Here is a 17,651-nt window from a genome sequence, read left to right on the forward strand (position 1 = left end):
TGACTGACTCATGCGTCCTGCTCCCGGGCACTGATATGACGTGGGTCGAAGGCATCGCGCAGCCCTTCACCGATGAAGACCAGCAGGGTCAGCATGATGCCGAGACTGAGAAATGCCGTCATGCCAAGCCAGGGGGCCTGGAGATTGTTCTTGCCCTGCGCGACCAGTTCGCCCAGCGACGGGGAGCCTGCCGGCAACCCGAAGCCCAGGAAGTCCAGCGCGGTCAGGGTCGTGATGGCGCCCGTGAACAGGAAGGGGATGAAGGTCAGGGTGGCGACCATCGCATTGGGCAGTACATGACGCCACATGATGAGACGTGAGGGCAGGCCCATGGCGCGGGCCGCGCGCACATACTCCAGATTTCGCGCACGCAGGAATTCGGCGCGCACGATATCGACGATCCCCAGCCACGAGAACAGCAGCATGATGCCGGTCAGCCACCAGAGATTGGGTTCCACGATGCTGGCCAGGATGATCAACAGGAACAGCACCGGCAGTCCAGACCAGATCTCGATCAAGCGCTGCCCGATCAGATCGACCTTGCCGCCGAAATAGCCCTGAACGCCACCGATCAGCACGCCCAGCACGATGGAACCGGCGGTCAGCACCAGAGCGAAGAGGACCGACAGGCGGAAGCCGTAGATCACCCGCGCCAGCACGTCCCGTCCCTGATCATCCGTGCCCAGCCAATGACGGGCATTGGGAGCCGAAGGCGCGGGAGACCCCAGGTTGAGATCCAGGGTGTCATAGGAATACGGGATCAGAGTGTTGAGCATGAAGCCCTGCGCCGCGATGGCGTCGATCACATAGGGATCGCGATAATCCGTGGCGGTCGGCAGGAAGCCGCCGAAGGTCGTTTCCGGATACTCCTTGAGCATCGGCAGGTAGAGCTCGTCCTGATAGGAGACCAGCAGTGGGCGGTCATTGGCGATCAGTTCCGCCCCGAGCGACAGAATGAACAGCACGCCGAAGATCAGCAGTGACCACCAGGCGCGCCGGTTGTCACGAAACGCCGTGATACGCCGCCGCGTGATGGGCGACAGGCGCGAGCGGTGCAGGCGTTCCGGCACGTCCTGGACGACGTTGGTCTCCCCTTGAAGGGGTGTGTCGTGACGCATCTCAAGCCTCCCGGGTCGCGAAGTCGATGCGCGGGTCGATCCACACATACATCAGGTCTGATACCAGTTTCAGGATCAGGCCAATCAGGGTGTACAGGTACAGGGTGCCGAAGATCAGCGGATAGTCGCGCTGCAGTACCGCCTCGAAGCCCAGCAGGCCCAGGCCATCGAGAGAGAAGATGACCTCGATCAGCAGCGAGCCGGTGAAGAAGATGCCGACCAGCGCCGCCGGCAGCCCCGCGATGATGATCAGCATGGCGTTGCGGAAGACATGTCCGTAGAGAATGCGGTTCTCGCTGGCCCCCTTGGCGCGCGCCGTCAGCACGTACTGCTTGTGGATCTCATCCAGGAAGCTGTTCTTGGTCAGCATCGTCAGGGTGGCGAAGCTGCCGATGGCGGAGGCCAGCACGGGAAGGGCGATGTGATGGAAATAATCGAGGACCTTGCCAAGCGTCGAGAGCTCCTCGAAATCCGGGGAGGTCAGCCCCCTGAGCGGGAACCAGTCGAGATAGCTGCCGCCGGCGAACACCACGATCAACAGGATCGCGAACAGGAAGCCCGGAATCGCGTAGCCGACGATGACGACACCCGAGGTCCAGACATCGAAGCGTGAGCCATGCACCAGTGCCTTGCGAATGCCCAGTGGTATCGACACCAGATAGACCAGCAGCGTCGTCCACAGGCCCAGGGAAATCGAGACGGGGAGTCGCTCCAGCATCAGGTCGATCACCGGGCGGTCGCGGAAGAAGCTGTCGCCAAAATCGAACTGCGCGTAGTCGACCACCATGTCGCGGAAGCGCTCCCAGGCGGGCTTGTCGAAGCCGAATTGCTGCTCCAGCTCGGCGATCAGGGCCGGGTCGACTCCCGAGGCTCCGCGATAGGTGGAACTGGTGCCGGAGCCGCTGGTGACGCCATCGCCACCCCCACTGTTCAGCCGTGTGCTGGCCCCGGCGCTGAGGCCGTCAAGACGCGACATCAGCTGCTCGATGGGCCCGCCAGGAGCCGCCTGGACGATCAGGAAATTCAGCAACAGGATTCCAAGCAGTGTCGGAATCATCAACAGGACTCGGCGCAGAATATAGGCACCCAAGAGCAATCTCCCTACGTGTCATGCGGCCGCCCTGTGCGGGGCGGTCCGGATGGCATCGTGTTCATTCATGGTTGAGCAATCGCCGGGGCGGGCCTTGCAGACGCCCCATGTCGGTCGTGCTGGCCAATGCCGAGGGATGCGCGGCAGTTGGCCATCTTCACGCGAGTGTTTCAGTCGTCTGACTCGTCATCAGCCTCAGCCCCGGGGACGATCCACCAGCTGTCCAGGCTCAGCAGATACTCCGGGAACGGCTGCGGATAGCCGAACTTGTCCCACAGCGCGATGCGAGTCGCCGCGAGATGCCACTGCGGCACGACATGGAAGCCCCAGCGCAGCACGCGATCCAGTGCTCGTGTGGCGCTCAGCAGATCTTCGCGGGTCTGGGCCTGGATCAGGGCATCGGTGAGTGCATCGATGACCGGACTCTTCAGGCCGATCAGGTTGCGCGAGCCGGCGACATCGGCGTAGTCACTCGTCCAGTACTCGCGCTGTTCGCTGCCGGGACTGTTGGACTGGGGGTAACTGCCGACCACGACATCGAAATCGAAGCTTCGCCGACGATTGATGTACTGGTTGACGTCGACGGTGCGGATACGCGCCTGGATGCCGATGCGTGCCAGATTGCGAATCCACGGCTGGATGACCCGTTCGAACTGGGTGTCGTAGTTGAGGACTTCCAGTGTCAGCGGCTTGCCCGTCTCGTGATTGACCAGCTGGCCATCCGCGACGCGATAGCCAGCGTCCCGAAGCAGGTTGAGTGCCTTGCGCAGCCGCGGGCGCAGTTCCGTGGGCTCATCGATGGGCAGCGGGTCGCGGAAGACGGCGGCGGGCAACTGGTCCTGGAACGGCTCAAGCAGGGCCAGTTCCCGTCCTTCAGGCAGGCCATTCGCGGCCATGTCCGAATTCTCGAAATAGCTGTGGGTCTGCTGGTAGGCGCCGTAGAAGAGATTGCGGTTGACCCAGTCGAAATCGAAGACCAGTGCCAGGGCTTCGCGTACCCGCGGGTCCTGGAAGCGCGCGCGGCGTTCATTGAGCACGAAGCCCTGCATGCCGGCAGGATTGCTGTCCGGGACCTCCAGCTTCTTCAGACGCCCGTCTCTGAGCGCAGGCGTGTCATAGGCCGTCGCCCAGTTCTTGGCGCTGCTCTCCACATGCAGGTCAATGCTGCCGGCCTTGAAGGCCTCCAGCGACACGCTCTGGTCGCGGTAATAGTCATAGACCAGTGTCTGGATGTTATAGCGTCCCTTGTTGACGGGCAGGTCCTTGCCCCAGTAATCCGCGACACGCTCATAGCGCACCTGGCGTCCGGCATCCAGCGAGGCCATGCGGTAAGGCCCTGAGCCAAGCGGCAGTTCCAGCGTGGCGCGGGTGAAATCACGTGTCTTCCAGTAATGCTCGGGCAGGACCGGCAGCTGACCGATGATCAAGGGCAGTTCGCGGGCGGCGTCGGTGGCCATGTCAAAGCGAACGGTATCGGTGTCGATCAGGCTGACGCGAGTGACATCGTGGTAGTAGCTCTTGAAGAAGGGCAGGCCATCCTTCATCAGCAGACGATAGGTGAAGACGACATCCTCGGCGGTGACGGGTTCCCCATCATGAAAGCGTGCGCGGGGATCGATATCGAATTCGATGGCACTGCGGTCTTCTGCCAGTCGGATCCCGCTGGCCAGCAGGCCATATTCAGTGAAGGGTTCATCGGCAGACTGGGTGAGCAGGGTGTCATAGATCAACCCGCCGAAATAATTGAGCCCTGCCACCGAGTTGCCCTTGAGGATGAAGGGGTTGGTGGAGTCGAAGCTGCCGATGGCGGCGCGAGTCATGCGTCCGCCGATGGGGGCATCAGGATTCACGTAGGGGAAGTGCGTGAAGCCTGCCGAATGTGCCGGTTCGCCATAGATGGCCAGTCCGTGCACGGTCGGCACGTCCAGGGGGGCCACGGGAGTCTTCTGATCAGTGGTCCGCGATGAGGATGCATGCGCCGGTGCAATGGCGGAGAGAATCAGAGCCCCGAGGCACAGTGCACGAAGTAGGCGTGCATGCCGAGGGATAAGAGAAGCAGCCTGCATCAAAGGACATCCTTGAATGGGGGATCATGGCGCGAAGGGCCAGGTGACAATGTCGGGCGGCACTGGTGGACACAAGGCCGGCAAGTCAACTCACTGCCAGGGGGTCCGCAAGCATCGACCCCGCCAAGAGTATCGAAGTTCCCCGTTATCGACCATTGTTCGACCACGACGAGGGCGACTGACTGGTGTCAGTGCCGGCGTTTCAGTGTCTGTTGTTGCCTCGCGGTGCCGGTCACCGGGTGTCGGCCACCGAGTGCCGGCTACCGAGTGCTGGAGGAGTCCAGGCTGACAGGTGCCTGATATCAAGACGCCCCCGCCATGGAGCATGGCGGGGGCGTCTTGATGTTGCGTACGTGCTACGTAGTTGCTGCGTAGGAGCTGCGCAGGCGATGGCGCTCAGTTGGCGCTGTAGAGCGTCAGCATCTGGCCCGGACGCAGATAATCGGCGGAAGAGAGCTTGTTCCAACGCGCGATCTGGCGGGTGGTGACATTGTGACGCGCCGCAATCACCGACAGCGAATCGCCACGCTTGACGCGCACCTTCTTGAGGCCGTTGGCTTCTGCGAGTTGCGCCGCTGCCACGCCGCGAGTGGCGTCAGGCACCAACAGAGGCTGACCGACCCGGATGGTGTTGCCGCTCAGGCGATTCTTCTGCTTGAGCTCCGCCAGTGTCAGTCCACTGCGACGGGCGATGACCGACAGGCTGTCGCCACGCTGGACACGGTACTCCGCCCAGCTTTCGCGGGTCTCTTGCGGCAGGGTCTCAAGCTTGCTGAGGAAGGTGTCACGTGCCGTGGCCGGAATCACCAGCGAGCTGTCTCCCGGGCTTGTCGCCCACCGCTTGTACGCGGGATTCAGGGTGCGCAGCTCGCTTTCGCTGATGCCAGCCAGTCTGGCGGCAACGGAAAGGTCAAGCTGGCCCCGGGTATCGACGGCGGCGATTTCCGGGGTGTCCGGAATCGCCGGCAGATTCAGGCCGTACTCTTCGGGTTCACGGATCACCGCAGCCAGCGCCAGCAGCTTGGGCACGTACTCCATGGTCTCGCTGGGCAGCTTGATGTTCCAGTAATCCTCATCCCCTGAGCCGGCACGTCGGCGCGCGCGGTTCACGGTGCCGGCACCGGCGTTGTAGGCGGCCAGCGCAAGTTCCCAGTCTCCGTCGTACCAGCGCTCGCCCTGGGACTGCAGATAATCCAGTGCGGCATCGGTGGCCATCAGGACGTCCTTGCGGCCGTCGTACCAGCGGTTGCGGGTCAGGCCCATGGCATCGCCGGTCTGGGGCATGAACTGCCACATGCCGGTGGCGCCGCCGGGGTGGGCGGCATCCGGATCATAGGCACTCTCGATGAAAGGCAGCAGGGCAAGTTCGGCCGGAAGGCCGCGCGCCTCGGTGCGACGCGTCACGTAACGCAGCCAGGGGCGAGCCTGTTCGGCGATACGCTCCACGTGCTCCGGGTGCTCTTCATACCAGTCGATCCATTTGCGTACTCGAGGGCGTCCGGTGTCCTGCTGCAGCTGATAGCCGGCACGCAGGCGCTCCCACACATCATCGTAGCGCGCGGGCACCGCATCGATGGCTTGCATGAAATTCAGAGGAGCACTCTGATGCACGCTGGTGGGTGTCAGGTCGTCGAGCGCCCGGGAGCTTGCATTGGCAGGGGTCGCCATCAGCGGCAGACACAGGCCGGCTCCGAGGGAGGCGAGGCGAATCAGGTAACGCAGACGTTCAGCAGTCAGTGGCAGGCGGGCCGGCGTGTCGGCGGCAGATGTCTTGATGACAGAGGTGTCGTCGGTACGGAGGTCTTGCTGATGCATTGACAGAGTACTCTTTGGCGAGCCTGCGTCGGATGGGCACGACACGGGCTCAGCATGCCGGACATTCCGGCGCAAACTGTGACTGCGGGGGCTGATCGGGATCACGAGAACCCGACCCGCTGTCACGCGAGACGCCTGCCCATCTTCAGGTCGTGGGCAGGCGCGCGGTCAGCGGGTCTAGAAGCTGTCCTTCCACTGGCGCAGTGCCATGAAGGCTGCCAGTGACGTGAGGGGCTGGTCCTCTGAGGCAGTGAGGCGTCCTTGCTGGAGCAAACGTTGTTGCAAGGTGGGGTCATCACTGCGCAGGAAGGGGTTGATCTGTCTTTCACGCGCGATGCGACTCGGGAGGGTCGGGCGGCCGGTCTCGCGGGCGCGCTCACACTCGGCGATCACCTGATCGCGTTGCGTGTTGTCAGGCTCCGCCGCGCGAGAAAATGCCAGGTTGGCCAGGGTGTACTCGTGAGCCGGGAAGACGAGGGTGTCTTCAGGGAGTGATGCCAGGCGCGTGAGTGACTGGTGCATCTGCTCTGGTGTGCCTTCGAACAGACGGCCACAGCCCGCACTGAAGAGGGTGTCCCCGCAGAACAGCAGCCCCGGCATGCCGGCACTCACGAACGCGATGTGGTCCAGTGTGTGGCCGGGCACTTCCAGGACATCGAACAAGCGTCCCTGCACGCGCACGCTGTCACCATCGGCGACACGCACATCGATTCCCTCGATGGCCGGGTTGTGCGGGCCGACCACGCGAGGGCGGTAGCGCTTGATCAGCTCGGGGAGGCCGCCGGTGTGATCCTGATGGTGGTGAGTGATCAGAATCGTGTCCAGAGTCAGGCCGCGGGTTTCCAGAACCTCGATCACCGGCGTGGCATCACCCGGATCGACGACGGCAACCGTGTCGCTGTCGTCGCTCTGGATCAGCCAGATATAGTTGTCCTGAAAGGCCGCTATGGGCGTAACGCTCATCATGGTGGTCAGGTACTCTTGTCGTGTCGGTATCCCATTGCGTGACGGGGGAGGCTGCCGGTGACGTGACCGAATGAAAGAACTTGGCAGTTCCGTCCCGCTGGCGATTGGCGCAAGCCTTCGCCAGGCATATGGTGGATACGATGTCTTCAAGTGATGTCGAGGCCATTGCTCACGGAGGTTTTGGCGTGGCATCGACGATGCGATTTCTCATCGGACAGCCCGGGGCGTTCATCGCCGCTCTTTTCCGGGGTGTCTGGCGTTGGCAGCGCGCAAGCGGCTGACGTATCGCCATGCAAAGGCGTAAAGCCTGCCGAGCAAGCGGGTAAGTGTCAAACCTCTTGTGGTGTGAGAATGTAGAAGTGTGTGACATCTTGCTTGCGCGTGGGGCGCTCCCCCATGAAAGAGACGGGAGATGCAGGGATGTGGAAAAGTCGCTCACGCGGGGCGGATTCCGCTGCGCAACTCACCCCGGAAGCGCGTCGCCGACTGCACGCGCGGCTGCTGGGCGCCCACGTGCGAGCGATGCGCGCCTTTCTTGAAGGGGCGGACGGCAAGGACATTCTCATCGCCGAGCGCGAGATGTTGACGCCACTGTTCGAGCGTTGCTTCGGCTTCCACAGTCTGTGTCTGGGGCCGGGAGACAATGACCTGCTCTCCTTGTCTCCCATCCGGCATGCCATCCATTGGGCGCCGGAGCCCGCCCTGGCCCAGTCGCCATCGACCCTCATCTGCCCGCTCACTCAGCTGGCCCTGCCAGATGAAAGCATGGACATGGTGATGATCCATCATCTGCTGGAGGTCGCACCGGAGCCTCATCGCCTCTTGCGCGAAGCGGCGCGTGTCCTGCGCTCCAGCGGTTGTCTGATCATCGTCGCCTGGCAGCCGATGTCCGGGGAAGGGCTGCTGCGCCTCGACCCCCGGCGTCGGCACATCACTCCCTGGGAAGGCAGCTGGCGCACCCCGGCGGCGCTCAGGGACTGGTTGGCCTTCGTGGACTTCGAGATCGAGCGTATCGACTACGCGGGGTTTCACCTGCCTGGCTTGCGCCTGCGCCATGGTTGGCTCGAGCGGATGGGACGCCGTTACAACCTGCCTCTGGGCAGCCTGATGCTGATACGGGCCCGTCGCAATGTCGGGTACGTGCAGCCTCTGAATGCCAAGCGCTCACGCGTGGCGATTCCCGGTGTCGCCATCGGGCAGGTGACCCGCCTGCATTCACGCGACAATCATGACTCCCGTTCGTCGGATGACTCGGGCAAGGTGTGAGCCGTGCAGGGCATGCCGACACGCCGTCCGTGTCGCCGGGTGGGCTGACATGGACTGTAAGGACACACAGGTCGCTTTGCCGCTATCCGGCATGAGCGGTTAGAATGTCGCCTTGGCAGCAAGCCCGCGTCGAAGTGACGTCGCGTCGTGTCATTGCCTGTGTCCTGTCCTTTCTCCAAGAGTGTTCCCCTGTGAGTCACAGTGTCTCCTCGTCCGATCTCGCCAATGATGCCTCCTCAGCCGCCCCCAGCCCTCGGGTGGTCATCCACACCGATGGTGCCTGCCGGGGAAATCCCGGCCCGGGAGGGTGGGGAGCCATTCTCGTCAGTGGCAAGCATCGCAAGGAACTCAAGGGTAGCGAACAGGACACCACCAACAATCGCATGGAGCTGATGGCCGCCATCGAGGCCCTGAAGGCGTTGACCCGGCGCTGTGACGTGGTGCTGTGGACGGACTCCGAATACGTCAAGAATGGCATCACCAAGTGGGTCCATGGCTGGGTCAAGCGCGGCTGGAAGACGGCTGCCAAGCAACCGGTCAAGAATGAGGCGCTGTGGAAGGCGTTGCTGGAACAGAGTCAGCGTCATGATATCGAGTGGCGCTGGGTCAAGGGCCACAGTGGCGACGAAGGCAATGAACGTGCCGATAGCCTTGCCAATGAAGCGATCGATGAGATGCAGTCACGCCGTTGAGCACGCGGCTACTGGCCCGGCAGTTCAGAGTCAGGCGCCACCGAGTCACAAACCTCAGCGTCAGAAGCACCAGCGTCGGATACATCAGGACCAGTGTCTTCAGAGCCAAGTTCACCCGGACCCGTTCACCAGGTCCCGTTCACCAAGAGGTCTGAGATGCGTCAGATTATTCTCGATACCGAAACGACCGGTATCGACCCGAAGGAAGGCCACCGTCTGATCGAGATCGGTGCGGTGGAGATGATCAATCGCCGTTTGACGGGGCGCACTTATCACCAGTACATCAATCCGGAACGATTGATCGATGAAGAGGCGATCGGCGTCCACGGCATCACCGATGAACGGGTCGCCAATGAGCCGGTCTTCGCGGACGTGGCGGATGCCTTCTGGGAGTTCATCAAGGGCGCCCAGCTCGTCATTCACAACGCTCCCTTTGACGTCGGCTTCATTGATCATGAATTCGGCCTGATCAATCCACGGCGTAGCCAGCCGCTGGGGCCGGTGGCGGAACACTGCGCGATCCTCGATACCCTGAAGCTCGCCCGTGAGAAGCACCCCGGTCAGCGCAACAACCTGGATGCGCTGTGCAAGCGCTACGATATCGACAATGGGCACCGCGTGCTGCACGGTGCCTTGCTGGATGCGGAGATCCTCGGCGACGTCTATCTGGCGATGACCGGCGGGCAGACGGCGCTCGGGCTGGACGACATAGACGATGGCGATGAGGGAGAGGGCGGCATTGTCGGGGTGCGTCGCCTTCGGGCGGACCGCCCGCGTCTGGTCACGCCCGGGCTCTCGGCGCTGGAGCTTGAGCGCCATGCCGCCTGGTGCGAGGAGATTCGTGCCAAGACAGAATGTGCCTTTGACAAGGTGGCGATCGACGCGCTGGGCAGCCTTGACGGCAGAGGCAACCCGGGAGGCGCTGTCTGATGCTGATACGTGATCTGTCACGAGTGAACCAGCGTCAGGGGTACCTGATTCGCATCGGACGCGACGGGGTCGCCCCGGCGCCCGATGGCGGCATCATTCAACCGCCATGCGACTGGCCATCCGGCGCGATTGCACTGGGAGAGTGGCAGGGGGCGCCGATCGCCGTGCTTGGCGAGAATGGGTCTTCCGAGTGGCCAGGCGCTCGGCAATGGTTGCATTCACTGCCCAGAGAGCAGTTCCCACTGCTCTCAAGTGCCCTGCAGGTGCTCAAGTGGGCGCGGGACCATCGTTTCTGTGGACGTTGTGGCAAGCGAATGAAACGTCTGGAACATGAGTTCGCGATGCACTGTACCGGTTGTCAGCATCGCAGCTATCCGCGAATCTCACCCTGCATCATCACGCTGATCACGCGTGGGCGTGAGTTGCTGCTGGCACGCAGTCCGCGTTTCGGGCCCGGCATGTACTCGACCCTGGCCGGCTTCATCGAAGCCGGGGAAAGCGCCGAGGAAGCGGTGAGGCGCGAGGTCCTGGAGGAAGTGGGTGTCGAGGTCGGGCGCGTGAGTTACTTCCAGAGCCAATCCTGGCCATTTCCTCACTCCTTCATGTTGGGATACTACGCCGAATATGCGGGCGGGGAGATCGCCATTGATGGCCATGAGATAGAGGATGCCCAGTGGTTCACACCTGAATCCTTGCCTGGCTTGCCGCCGAAGTTCTCGATCTCGCATGCCTTGATCGACAACTTCCTGCGCTCGGTGGCCAGCGGCCGCTGACGCCTGGCACTCCGGGCTGTCAATGAAAACGCCCCTGCCAATGGCAGGGGCGTTTTCATTGACGGTATCGCTCATCGAGCGATACCGATCAGCAGAGGTCGCATCCGCTGTTCTGCCGTCACTTGTTCGGGAAGAGAGAGGTCAGCTTGGTGGCCAGCATGATGTTGCCGGTCGCTTTCAGGCGGCCCGTCATGAAGGCCTGCATGCCGTCGACTTCGCCCTTCATCACGCCCTTGAGGGTATCGCTGTCAGTGGACAGCGTGACGGACGGATCGTCGTGCTCCCCTTCGCCCACGTCCAGGGTGCCATCCTTGACGACCATGTAGTAGTCATCACTGTCGGTGATGTTGAACTGGAAGACGTCGTTCATGCCCTTGGCGGCGTCCGGGTTGAAGCGACTTTTCAGCATCTCGATGACGGCGTTGGCGTCTGCCATGGCAATATTCCTTTTCAATGGTGAAGGCTGGGAAAGTGGATATGGGGGTCAGCACTTTCAAGGCTGTGCATCAGACTATTTCAAACGATCGTTCCAATCAAGCGCCGAAGATGATCTCTTCCGTTGCAGCGGCCCTTGCGCTGACCGGATCAACCGGCGTTGTGCCACCCTGTCTCGCAGCGCCGTGCTCGCCTTGCAGAGAGGGTCATTTGCCCCCATGTAGCAGGAATCTCACAGCTGGCCTGGTGGCCGCTAAAGTCGTTGTCCGTCAGACAGATCCGTGCAGGTCGCGGTGTCCGACGACACCCATGTCGTTCAGGAGCAAGTGCATGCAATGGTTATCGGAATATGGCCTCTTTCTCGCCGAGGCAGTCACGGTGGTGGTGGCCATTGGGGCGATCATCCTCATGATCGTGCGTGCCCGTCACGGGGACAGTGGTGAGCGCGAGGCTCGCCTCAAGATTCGTCCCTGGCATGAGCGCATGCAGCACCTCCAGCGGGAATTGGGACAGGCCGGGTTGGAAGATGCCGAGCGCACCGCCAATGCCAAGGCACGCGCCAAGAAGGAGAAGCAGGAGGCCAAGTCTCTCAAGAAGGCGCTCAAGGCCAAGGCGAAGCGCAAGCCTTCCGATGACGTTCAGGAACAGGACTCCACTGCCGGGCGTCGGGTGTTCGTGCTCGACTTCGTCGGCGATATCAAGGCGACGGGAGTGGAAAGCCTCGCCGAGCAGGTCACCGCGCTGGAAGGCGTGCTGACCGACAAGGATGAAGTGGTACTGCGACTGGAGTCTGGTGGTGGCCTGGTGCACGCCTACGGTCTGGCCGCCGCACAGCTGGATCGTCTGCGTGCGGCAGGAGCGCGTCTGACGATTACCGTCGACAAGGTGGCCGCGAGTGGCGGGTACATGATGGCGTGTGCCGCTGATCACGTCGTGGCGGCGCCGTTTGCCGTGATAGGGTCCATCGGCGTCGTGGCACAGGTGCCCAATGTGCACCGTCTTCTCAAGAAGCACGATGTCGATGTGGAGATCCTGACGGCTGGGCGTTACAAGCGAACGCTGACGATGCTGGGGGAGAATACGGAAGAAGGGCGTGAAAAGTTCCTGTCTGACCTGGCACGCACCCATGATCTGTTCAAGCAGCACGTCGGTAGCCGTCGTCCGCAACTGGATGTGGAGGCCGTGTCACAAGGGGACATCTGGTATGGCAGCGAGGCGATCGCGATCGGTCTGATCGATGAGGTGGGCACAAGTCAGGCGCTGCTGGCCGGCTATCTCAAGCAGGATCTCAAGATATTCGAAGTCAGTCTTGAAAAGCCGCGTCGCATGATGGATCGATTCGGGAAGGGGGTGACGCTGAGTCTGGATCGTGTGCTTGACCGCGTGCTGGAGCGCAATGTCGAGTCACGCTGGCAGCAGCACTGAGAACTTCGCGAATCGTGATCTGCAAGCGCCAGGCCCTGCACGAATGCAAGTCTGCGGGCAATGGCGGCCATTCCCTGGCCATCCGTCAATCGAGGAATGAGGAAGGTGCGAGAGACCCGGTGATGTTGCGGGTCTGGCTCAGCCTGGTCATGGCATCACGTCACGACAGGGCGTGACCGGATGACCCGATGGCTTCCCTCAAGGGCGTCAGTCTTCGACTGGCGCCCTTTTTCAGCGATAGAGTTGTTGAAGCGTGCGGATCACGCCTGCAGCGTTGGGGCCCAGCAGTGAGTAGTAGATGGTCTGTGACGCCCGGCGAGTCCGCACCATGCCTTCGCGACGCAGAATGGCCAGATGCTGCGACAGGGCTGACTGGGAAAGTTCGAGACGTGAATTCAGTTCACTGACCGACATTTCGCTTTCACTGAGCAGGCAGAGAATTCGCAAGCGATTTTCATTGCCCATTGCCTTCAACAGGGCAGTGGCTTCCTCGATCACGCGATCACCTGCCTGGTGTAACGTGATGACATCATCTTGCGCAGGCATGGCGGGTTTCCTCGCGGTTGAGACCTTGGCATTCATTGGTGAGCTCCGGTGCTGTCTGGGGGATTCCATCATCAGATTGGCCGTCCTTGTGGTGTCAGGCATGAAGTATCCTTGTTTTAGTGAATCATCAATAACTCCACGTGCTACGTCCAAGGCAATATTAAACGATAAATCATCGAGGGTGGTCTGATCAGGGGTGGACTTTTCCTTTTCCTGACGCTGGTCGACATACGGTCGTTCGTTTCACTGCGTGTCGATGACGTCATACGACGAACTGACCAGAGTTGGATGCCTCATCTGACATTCACACGGTCGGGTTTTGGCCTAAGGTTCTGATAGTGCGCAAGCGCGTCACCTGCCATCAACGTGGTGGGACACTTGGGGTCGCCAGCTGCCGGCATCTTCCAGGCGCAGTCCTGAGTCGAAGGCGCGTAAGGCGTGATACTGCTTTCTGATGGCAACGCCATGCCATGAACCCCGTGCCAGCATCGTCAACGAGGTAAGCCATGCCTGAGACCGCCAAGCGATCCGCACGCGAGCACTACGAATCACTTGTCTCGCGTGCCAATCAAGCGCCAGAGGACTTCTGGGCTGAGCAGGCCAGGCGCATCGTCTGGTTCCGTGATCCAGCGACCATCCTGGCCTGGGATGCCCAGGAGCACGCCCGTTGGTTCATTGATGGCGAGATGAATATCTGTCATGCCGCGCTGGATCATCACGTGGCCAATGGCCGCGGGGATCAGGTGGCGCTCTACTGGGACTCTCCCGTCACTGACAGCAAGTGCCAGTACACCTATCGAGAGCTTCGCGACGAAGTGGCCAGGCTGGCGGGTGCCCTGCGTGACAAGGGGGTCGAGAAGGGTGATCGCGTGATCATCTACATGCCGATGGTGGCGGAGGCCGCGATGGCGATGCTGGCCTGCGCACGCCTGGGGGCGGTGCATTCCGTGGTCTTCGGAGGATTCTCCCCCAAGGAGCTGGCCGTACGGATCGATGATGCGACGCCCAAGGTCATCCTGGCGGCCTCCTGTGGCATCGAGGTCGACCGTGTCATTCCCTACAAGCCGTGGCTGGATGAGGCGATCGAACTTGCGACGCATACGCCAGAGGCCTGCCTGATCCTGCAGCGTGAGCAGCAACGAGCCACCCTGGGGCCGCGAGACCACGATTGGCAGGAATGTCTGGCGCATGCCCAGGCCACGGAAGCGGTCAGCATGCTGGGAAGCGAGCCGCTCTATATCCTCTATACCTCAGGCACCACCGGGACGCCCAAGGGTGTGGTGCGCGATCACGCCGGCTACGCCGTGGCACTGCATTACTCCATGGAAATTCTCTACGGGACCCGCCCGGGGGACACCTTCATGGCAGCCTCCGATATCGGCTGGGTCGTGGGGCATTCCTATATCGTCTATGGCCCGTTGCTGGTGGGAGCCTCGACGGTCATGTATGAAGGCAAGCCGGTCAGGACGCCGGATGCCGGGGCCTTCTGGCGCTTGATCGAGGAGTATCGGATCAACTGCTTCTTCACGGCACCGACCGCCTTCAGAGCCATCAAGAAGGAAGACCCCGACGCCAGCCTGATGGCCGGGCGTGACCTGTCCAGCCTGCGCAGCCTGTTCCTGGCGGGGGAGCGACTCGATCCTCCCACCTATCATTGGTTGAATGACCTGCTGCCAGTGCCGATCGTGGATCACTGGTGGCAGACGGAAACCGGCTGGCCGGTCGCGGGAAATCTGCTCGGTCTCGACATGATCACTCGCCAGGCGAGTGGTCCCCGAGCGCCGGTCGAGGCACGCGCGGGCAGTGCGACCTGGCCGTTGCCCGGTTTCAATGTGCAGGTGCTCGATGGCCTGGGAGACGAGGTCGAACCCGGAGTGCAGGGCAACGTGGTCATTCAGCAGCCGCTGCCGCCCGGGTGTCTCACGGGGCTCTATCACAATCCCGCGCGTTTCCACGCCGCCTACCTGGCGGCGTACCCCGGCTACTATCTGACGGGAGACGGCGGCTATCTTGACGAGGACGGCTACCTCTTCGTGATGGGGCGCATCGATGACGTCATCAATGTGGCAGGGCATCGCCTGTCCACCGGGGAAATGGAACAGGTCCTCGGCTCACACGAGGCAGTGGCGGAATGTGCGGTGATCGGCATCGAGGATTCGCTCAAGGGCGAGATGCCGCTGGGACTGGTGATCATCAAGGATGCCTGGCGCGGTGACGAATCTGCTCTTCGTCAGGCGCTGGCGCAGCGTGTGCGCGATGAGATAGGGGCGATCGCCTCGCTCAAGGACGTACTGATCGTCGAGCGGCTGCCCAAGACACGCTCCGGCAAGATTCTGCGCAAGATGATCCGTCAGATCGCCGCGGGAGAGCAGTACCAGATTCCCTCGACCATCGATGACCCGGCGAGTCTGGAGGATGTGCGTGAGGCATTGAGCGAGGCAGGCGTTGGTCTGGCCGGACAGGCGCGCAGTGCTTGAGTGACGTGAGCATTGCGGGTGAGTGAACGCTTGGGCGCAGATCGCGCCTGCCGCAAACACAAGGCCCCCGTCATGAACCATGACGGGGGCCTTGTGTTCTTGCGTGGAGCGATCAGTCCATCAGGTGCGTGCGACCACGGGGTTGGCGCGTTCCCGACGGGCAAGCCAGGCGATGCTGACCACCAGAAGCCCTGCCAGACTCAGCCAGCCGAACAGCGTGCTGTCGGTCAGGCCCATCACCAGGTACGCCAGCAACGAGATGCAGGCGCCCAGCAGCGCGTAGGGCAACTGGGTCATGACGTGATCGATGTGATGGCAGCTCGCGCCCGTCGAGGACAGGATGGTGGTGTCGGAAATCGGTGAGCAGTGGTCACCGAAGACCGAGCCCGCCAGTACGGCACCCATCATCGGCAGCATCATCGCGATCTCGGTGGCTGCCGCCATGTCTCCGGCGATCGGCAGCATGATGCCAAAGGTGCCCCAGCTGGTGCCGGTGGCGAAGGCCATCAGACCGGACAGCACGAACAGCAACATCGGAAGCCAGGTGGGGGAGACCACGCCATCCACCAGCGTCGCCAGGTATTCGCCCGTGCCGAGTGAGCCGATGATGCCGGTCAGCATCCAGGCGAACACCAGGATATAGACGGCCGGCAGCATCGAGCGCGCGCCCTGGACGATGGCACCGATGCTGCGGCCAGTGCCCATGCGGTGACGCAGCAGCATCATCACGGCGGCGAGCAGGCCGATGGCACCGCCGATGATCAGCGATCCTGCGACATCGGTCAGCTCGAAGGCACGCACCAGGCCGAATGCCTCGCCCTTGGCGGCCAGTGCACTGGCGCCGGTTTGCACGATCATGAAGAAGGTGGCGATCACCAGCACGATGATCGGAATCAGCAGATCCACGGGGCGGCCACGTTCCGACTCTTCGACATGGGTGTTGCCGGGAGGATTGCCACGGCTGGCGTCAAACAGCTCGCCATCACGCGCGGCGATGGCATGTCGGCGCATGGCACCGAAGTTGATGTCGAACCAGGCCGAGGCGATCACCAGCACCAGCGCCGCAATCGCGTAATAGTTGAGCGCGGAAAGCTCCAGGAAGGCACCGAAGGGGCTGACATCGGTGATGTGGTGCGTGGCCAGGATTCCAGCGATCAAGCTGATGATGTAGGCGCCCCAGCTGGAGATGGGGGTCAGCACGCATACCGGTGCGGCGGTGGAGTCGATCAGATAGGCCAGACGAGCCCGCGACAGGCCCTGGCGATCCGTCAGGGGGCGGCAGATGTTGCCGACCGCCAGGCTGTTGAAGTAGTCATCGATGAAGATGAAGACTCCCAGCAGGACGGTCATCAGCTGCGAGCCGCGACGGGTAGTAACCCGTTCACGCGCCCAGTTGCCGAAGGCGCGCGTACCGCCGGCCAGAGTGATGACACCGACCATCGCCCCGAGAGCGAGCAGAAACAGCAGGATATAGACATTCCAGCTGTTGAGCGTGACATCGGCCAGTTGACCGCTGTCCGGCAGCTCGACGAAGACCGCGACCAGCTGGCGCCAGAGATAATCCAGCGTGGTGAGCGGTGAGAAATCATTCAGCAGCAGAGCGCCAGAGACAATACCCAGCCCAAGGGAGAGCATGACGCGACGTGTCAGTATTGCGAGACCGATGGCTATGATCGGGGCGAGCAGCGAAAGCGGGGACGCCGCGTAGCTGGTCAGTTCCATGTATCACCTGTTTTCAAAGGCAGGCGCCGGGACAATGCGCGCTGCCGGGTGCCGTAATGGCTGTTAGGGTGCGTGGGCGTCAGGGAAGAGCACCGTCCTGATGTGGCGCATCCGACCGGCCGCAGTCGTGGTGTCGCAACTGGGGGAGGGCGTCGCTGATGCGCCGAACATGTCCTGCAGCATCAGGCTGACCGATGCCTGCAGGTGGGAAGGGGGCGCATTATGCCCGAGAGGATCAGACAGCGAAACATTGCCTTGTGCATCTAAAGTCTAGGATGCAGTGAAAAAGACCGACATTTCGCCGGTTCCCCACTAGAATCCCGCTGTGAA

General features: G+C 62.2%; 14 protein-coding genes. 6 read left to right on the forward strand and 8 right to left on the reverse strand.

Annotated elements, in window-relative coordinates; translation table 11 throughout:
• Window positions 1–8: 8 nt before the first annotated feature.
• The 5 genes from OW493_RS11415 to gloB all read right to left on the reverse strand — a co-directional run bounded on the left by OW493_RS11415 (window position 9) and on the right by gloB (window position 7,055).
• Window positions 9–1,118 (reverse strand): ABC transporter permease, encoded by a 1,110-nt coding sequence (locus OW493_RS11415; protein WP_077376794.1) that lies wholly within the window; start codon window positions 1,116–1,118, stop codon window positions 9–11.
• Between the two features lies 1 nt (window position 1,119).
• Complete coding sequence (locus OW493_RS11420; RefSeq protein ID WP_084208776.1) at window positions 1,120–2,208, reverse strand: microcin C ABC transporter permease YejB; 1,089 nt, start codon at window positions 2,206–2,208, stop codon at window positions 1,120–1,122.
• Between the two features lie 170 nt (window positions 2,209–2,378).
• On the reverse strand, window positions 2,379–4,145 hold the full coding sequence (locus OW493_RS11425) for an extracellular solute-binding protein (RefSeq protein ID WP_354670155.1): 1,767 nt from the start codon (window positions 4,143–4,145) through the stop codon (window positions 2,379–2,381).
• A 525-nt stretch (window positions 4,146–4,670) separates the two neighbouring features.
• Window positions 4,671–6,089 (reverse strand): LysM peptidoglycan-binding domain-containing protein, encoded by a 1,419-nt coding sequence (locus OW493_RS11430; RefSeq protein WP_176493234.1) that lies wholly within the window; start codon window positions 6,087–6,089, stop codon window positions 4,671–4,673.
• Between the two features lie 177 nt (window positions 6,090–6,266).
• A complete protein-coding gene (gene gloB, locus OW493_RS11435; protein ID WP_289864249.1) occupies window positions 6,267–7,055 on the reverse strand; it encodes a hydroxyacylglutathione hydrolase in 789 nt (262 codons plus the stop codon).
• Window positions 7,056–7,475: 420 nt separating this feature from the next.
• On the opposite strand from gloB, the gene OW493_RS11440 reads away from it, so the two are divergent.
• From OW493_RS11440 to nudC, 4 genes are all read left to right on the forward strand, one after another.
• Window positions 7,476–8,321 carry a methyltransferase domain-containing protein gene (locus OW493_RS11440; RefSeq protein ID WP_289864250.1) on the forward strand — a complete coding sequence of 282 codons (846 nt, stop codon included), beginning with the start codon at window positions 7,476–7,478 and terminating at the stop codon, window positions 8,319–8,321.
• 191 nt (window positions 8,322–8,512) lie between these two features.
• Complete coding sequence (rnhA, locus tag OW493_RS11445) at window positions 8,513–9,013, forward strand: ribonuclease HI (protein WP_240704129.1); 501 nt, start codon at window positions 8,513–8,515, stop codon at window positions 9,011–9,013.
• Window positions 9,014–9,169: 156 nt separating this feature from the next.
• On the forward strand, window positions 9,170–9,943 hold the full coding sequence (dnaQ, locus tag OW493_RS11450; protein ID WP_077376774.1) for a DNA polymerase III subunit epsilon: 774 nt from the start codon (window positions 9,170–9,172) through the stop codon (window positions 9,941–9,943).
• Window positions 9,943–10,716, forward strand: a complete 774-nt coding sequence (gene nudC / locus OW493_RS11455) for an NAD(+) diphosphatase (RefSeq protein WP_077376771.1) — start codon at window positions 9,943–9,945, stop codon at window positions 10,714–10,716. The genes dnaQ and nudC overlap by 1 nt, the downstream gene beginning before the upstream one ends.
• 118 nt (window positions 10,717–10,834) lie before the next feature.
• On the opposite strand, the gene OW493_RS11460 is transcribed toward nudC, so the two are convergent.
• Window positions 10,835–11,152 carry an SCP2 sterol-binding domain-containing protein gene (locus tag OW493_RS11460; protein ID WP_077376768.1) on the reverse strand — a complete coding sequence of 106 codons (318 nt, stop codon included), beginning with the start codon at window positions 11,150–11,152 and terminating at the stop codon, window positions 10,835–10,837.
• 329 nt (window positions 11,153–11,481) lie between these two features.
• Here OW493_RS11460 and sohB point away from each other — a divergent pair, with 329 nt between their 5' ends.
• Window positions 11,482–12,576, forward strand: coding sequence for a protease SohB (gene sohB / locus OW493_RS11465; RefSeq protein ID WP_077376765.1), 1,095 nt, complete (start codon window positions 11,482–11,484; stop codon window positions 12,574–12,576).
• Between the two features lie 231 nt (window positions 12,577–12,807).
• Here sohB and OW493_RS11470 read toward each other — a convergent pair whose 3' ends face one another.
• Window positions 12,808–13,122: a metalloregulator ArsR/SmtB family transcription factor gene (locus OW493_RS11470; protein ID WP_077376763.1), complete on the reverse strand. Its 315-nt coding sequence runs from the start codon at window positions 13,120–13,122 to the stop codon at window positions 12,808–12,810.
• A 506-nt stretch (window positions 13,123–13,628) separates the two neighbouring features.
• Here OW493_RS11470 and OW493_RS11475 point away from each other — a divergent pair.
• Window positions 13,629–15,599, forward strand: coding sequence for an AMP-binding protein (locus OW493_RS11475; RefSeq protein WP_279875773.1), 1,971 nt, complete (start codon window positions 13,629–13,631; stop codon window positions 15,597–15,599).
• 120 nt (window positions 15,600–15,719) lie between these two features.
• Here OW493_RS11475 and OW493_RS11480 read toward each other — a convergent pair whose 3' ends face one another.
• Window positions 15,720–17,321: a Na+/H+ antiporter NhaC family protein gene (locus tag OW493_RS11480; protein ID WP_084208769.1), complete on the reverse strand. Its 1,602-nt coding sequence runs from the start codon at window positions 17,319–17,321 to the stop codon at window positions 15,720–15,722.
• Between the last annotated feature and the right edge of the window lie 330 nt (window positions 17,322–17,651).

It is taken from the genome of Cobetia sp. 14N.309.X.WAT.E.A4 (genome assembly GCF_030397495.1).
Classification (GTDB): Bacteria; Pseudomonadota; Gammaproteobacteria; order Pseudomonadales; family Halomonadaceae; genus Cobetia; species Cobetia marina.

Bases quoted from the DNA above. Each gene is read 5' to 3' on its own strand.
- OW493_RS11480 (WP_084208769.1), bottom strand. From the start codon at position 17,321: ATGGAACTGACCAGCTACGCGGCGTCCCCGCTTTCGCTGCTCGCCCCG.
- OW493_RS11430 (WP_176493234.1), bottom strand. From the start codon at position 6,089: ATGCATCAGCAAGACCTCCGTACCGACGACACCTCTGTCATCAAGACA.
- OW493_RS11415 (WP_077376794.1), bottom strand. From the start codon at position 1,118: ATGCGTCACGACACACCCCTTCAAGGGGAGACCAACGTCGTCCAGGAC.
- OW493_RS11440 (WP_289864250.1), top strand. From the start codon at position 7,476: ATGTGGAAAAGTCGCTCACGCGGGGCGGATTCCGCTGCGCAACTCACC.
- OW493_RS11470 (WP_077376763.1), bottom strand. From the start codon at position 13,122: ATGCCTGCGCAAGATGATGTCATCACGTTACACCAGGCAGGTGATCGC.
- OW493_RS11475 (WP_279875773.1), top strand. From the start codon at position 13,629: ATGCCTGAGACCGCCAAGCGATCCGCACGCGAGCACTACGAATCACTT.
- sohB (WP_077376765.1), top strand. From the start codon at position 11,482: ATGCAATGGTTATCGGAATATGGCCTCTTTCTCGCCGAGGCAGTCACG.
- OW493_RS11460 (WP_077376768.1), bottom strand. From the start codon at position 11,152: ATGGCAGACGCCAACGCCGTCATCGAGATGCTGAAAAGTCGCTTCAAC.
- nudC (WP_077376771.1), top strand. From the start codon at position 9,943: ATGCTGATACGTGATCTGTCACGAGTGAACCAGCGTCAGGGGTACCTG.
- gloB (WP_289864249.1), bottom strand. From the start codon at position 7,055: ATGATGAGCGTTACGCCCATAGCGGCCTTTCAGGACAACTATATCTGG.
- dnaQ (WP_077376774.1), top strand. From the start codon at position 9,170: ATGCGTCAGATTATTCTCGATACCGAAACGACCGGTATCGACCCGAAG.